Annotated in this window: 5 protein-coding genes; all 5 read left to right on the top strand. The window is 53.2% G+C overall.

Features of this window, described 5'->3' with window-relative positions:
* Window positions 1-478 (top strand): DUF177 domain-containing protein (locus tag H5U36_09855; protein MBC7218410.1); only part of this gene is annotated, 478 nt, incomplete at its 5' end.
* 75 nt (window positions 479-553) lie between these two features.
* Window positions 554-733, top strand: coding sequence for a 50S ribosomal protein L32 (gene rpmF / locus H5U36_09850; GenBank protein MBC7218409.1), 180 nt, complete (start codon window positions 554-556; stop codon window positions 731-733).
* Window positions 734-746: 13 nt separating this feature from the next.
* Window positions 747-1733, top strand: coding sequence for a phosphate acyltransferase PlsX (gene plsX / locus H5U36_09845; GenBank protein ID MBC7218408.1), 987 nt, complete (start codon window positions 747-749; stop codon window positions 1731-1733).
* A gap of 13 nt (window positions 1734-1746) precedes the next feature.
* Complete coding sequence (gene fabK / locus H5U36_09840) at window positions 1747-2691, top strand: enoyl-[acyl-carrier-protein] reductase FabK (GenBank protein ID MBC7218407.1); 945 nt, start codon at window positions 1747-1749, stop codon at window positions 2689-2691.
* Window positions 2688-3005, top strand: a 318-nt coding sequence (locus tag H5U36_09835; GenBank protein MBC7218406.1) for an ACP S-malonyltransferase, incomplete at its 3' end; no start/stop codon positions are given. The genes fabK and H5U36_09835, both read left to right, overlap by 4 nt.

Below are 3005 nucleotides of genomic sequence, written 5' to 3'. Positions count from 1 at the left end.
GGAAGAGGCTTTTCCCTCTTTTCGACTTGGAAATGATAGGGTTGTCTTCACGCAGCCGGTTCGGATTTCCGTCCACCTTGTGAACTGTGGCTCGGAGATTCTTGTGGAGGGACAGCTCACAACGGTTCTCTTACTCCACTGTGCCCGTTGCCTTGAGCCTTTCCTCTACCCGATGGATATCCCTTTCCGCCTTGAGCTTCGCAACGCGAATCGCCTGACCCGTCCCTCGGATTTTGAGGCAGAGGCCGAGGAAACTGTTGAAATCCGGTACTTCACCGAAGAAGAGAACTACGTGGACATAACCCAGGAGATTCAGGAAATTATCCTCCTGAATATCCCGATGAAACCCCTATGTCGCCCAGACTGCAAAGGACTCTGTCCAGTGTGTGGTGCAAACAGGAACGAGGTACGTTGCCCCTGTGGGGAAGAAGAGGTAGACCCAAGATTTGCTATTCTCAAGCAGTGGAAACCGGGATGATAGGTTTGCAAAGGGGAGAAAGTTGTTCTATACTATCCTACACCTTGAGTTCGCAGAATAGAGGGGGTATCCGTAATGGCGAATTTGACGAACAAGACCTCGCGATGCCGAAGGAACAAGAGGAGAACCCATTGGGTCATTCACCCACCACATCTTGTGACCTGTCCTCATTGCCATGCATTGAAGCTTCCGCATCATCTGTGCCCTGAATGTGGGTACTATAAAGGGAGACAGGTTCTGAAAGTCGAAGAGTAAACGGGGAAGGGCAATGAGGATTGCGGTGGATGCATGGGGCGGTGATTTCGCCCCTCTTGAAATTGTGAAAGGCTTGAAAGAGGCCTATTCCCCTGAGTATACACTTGTAGCTCTTGGCCCCCGGGAGGAACTCCTTGCGCTCTACAGGGATTTGGCAATGGACGAGAGGGATTTCCCTATTGAGGATGCCCCACAGGTTATAAAGATGCAGGAGCATCCCGCCGAAGCGGTGAAGAAGAAGCCCAACTCGAGTATTTGTCGTGGCATTCAACTCCTTGCCCAGAAAAAGGTTGACGCTTTTGTTTCTGCAGGAAACAGTGGCGCTGTTATGGCAGCGGCTTGGCTTGGGCTGAAGCACATTGCCGAAGTTGAGCGTCCAGCCATCACCGCGCTCATTCCTAACACCCGTTCGTACTGCGTGCTCCTTGATGTGGGAGCCAATGTGGACTGTAAGCCCAAACACCTCTTCCACTTCGGTGTCATGGGAGCGGAGTACGCCAAAATCGTTCTTGGTATTTCTCGTCCCCGGGTAGGGCTTTTGAGCATTGGCGAGGAAGAGGGCAAGGGGAACGAAGTCGTTAAGGCGGCTTACCAGCTCTTCAAAGAGCGAAGAGAAGAACTCAACTTTGAATTCGTGGGGAATGCGGAAGGGCAGAATATCGTCGATGGTACGGTGGATGTGGTGGTCTGTGATGGATTCACAGGAAATGCCCTGTTGAAATTTGGAGAGGGGCTCATTGAGCTCATAGCCCTTCTTTTGGAAAGAGAAATTCAGGATTCTGCCTCTCGGGAAAAACTACGAGCGTTGTGGAAAAAGCTTGACCGGAGCGAGTACGGTGGGGCACCCCTTTTGGGTGTCGAGGGGGTATGCCTTATCTGCCATGGAAAATCGAAGGCCCGGGACATTAAAAGCGCTATCCTCCGGGCAAAGGAACTGGTGGAGCAAGGAATCCTTGAGAAAATTCGGGAACGGTTGTCTCACCTCTCTCTTGAGAGCTGAAAAGGAGAAGACAATGAGAACGCGGGTAACGGAGCTTCTCGGTATCCAGTACCCTATCCTCCAGGGAGGCATGGCTTGGGTTTCGACTGCTCCGCTCGTTGCCGCAGTTTCTGAGGCAGGGGGGCTTGGCATCATCGGTTCTGGGGGAATGGCCGGGGAGGAACTCCGGGAGGAGATACGGCGAGTTCGCTCCCTTACCGATAAGCCCTTCGGCGTGAACCTCATGCTCCTTTCCCCGCACATCGAGGACCAGATACGGGTGGTAAAGGAAGAGCGTGTTCCGGTTGTCACTACTGGAGCAGGAAACCCCGGTCCCCTGGTTGAGGAATTCGCTCGTCTTGGTATTCTCCTCATCCCTGTGGTAGCGTCTGTAGCCTTAGCAAAGCGACTTGAGCGGTACGGTATTCAGGCCATCATTGCTGAGGGAAATGAGTCTGGTGGTCACGTGGGGGAAGTCAGCACTCTTTGTCTCATCCCCCAGGTTGTGGATGCCGTTCGTGTTCCGGTGATAGCCGCCGGAGGAATCGGTGACGGACGGGGCATGGCGGCTTGCTTTGCCCTCGGGGCGGAAGGAGTGCAGCTGGGAACTCGTTTCATATGTACTGAGGAATGCGAAGTGCATCCAGCCTACAAGGAAGCCATTCTCAAGGCGCACGATCGTTCAACCGTTGTGACAGGCCTCTCCACAGGACATCCCGTGCGTTGCCTTCGGAATCGTCTCACCCGAAAATTCGAAGAGCTCGAATTCAGCGGTGCTCCCAAGGAAGAGGTTGAGGCGCTTGGGGTAGGGAAGTTGCGGGAGGCTGCGGTGTGTGGCAATGTGGAAGAGGGTTCGGTCATGTGTGGGCAGGTTGCCGGCCTCATCCGGGAGATAAAACCGGTTCGGGAGGTTATCGCCGATATCATGCGAGAATTCTGGACCACCTTGGATCGGTTGCAAAAGATGAGGGACCTATGAAGGTTGCCTTTCTTTTCCCTGGACAAGGTTCACAAAAGGTTGGGATGCTCAAAGAATGGATTGAGAAGTACCCGCAGGATGTACAGGAAATCTTTAAGGAGGCAAGCCGCATCTGTGGAGAAGACCTCCTTCGTCTTGCCCTTGAAGGTCCAGAGGAGGAGCTCAACCTTACAAAGAACTGTCAACCGGTTATTCTTACCATGAGCACCCTGATTGCAAGAAGAATACCCTTTTCCCCTGATGTGGTTGCCGGCCACAGCCTTGGTGAGTACTCGGCTTTGCTCTACGCTGGATGTTTCTCTTTTGACGAGGCA

The sequence above is a fragment of the Candidatus Caldatribacterium sp. genome (genome assembly GCA_014359405.1).
Lineage (GTDB): Bacteria > Atribacterota > Atribacteria > Atribacterales > Caldatribacteriaceae > Caldatribacterium > Caldatribacterium oleiphilum.
The sequence above is the reverse complement of the archived record's forward strand: the minus strand, read 5'-3'. Positions and strand labels throughout refer to the sequence as shown.

Bases quoted from the DNA above. Each gene is read 5' to 3' on its own strand.
- rpmF (MBC7218409.1), top strand. From the start codon at position 554: ATGGCGAATTTGACGAACAAGACCTCGCGATGCCGAAGGAACAAGAGG.
- plsX (MBC7218408.1), top strand. From the start codon at position 747: ATGAGGATTGCGGTGGATGCATGGGGCGGTGATTTCGCCCCTCTTGAA.
- fabK (MBC7218407.1), top strand. From the start codon at position 1,747: ATGAGAACGCGGGTAACGGAGCTTCTCGGTATCCAGTACCCTATCCTC.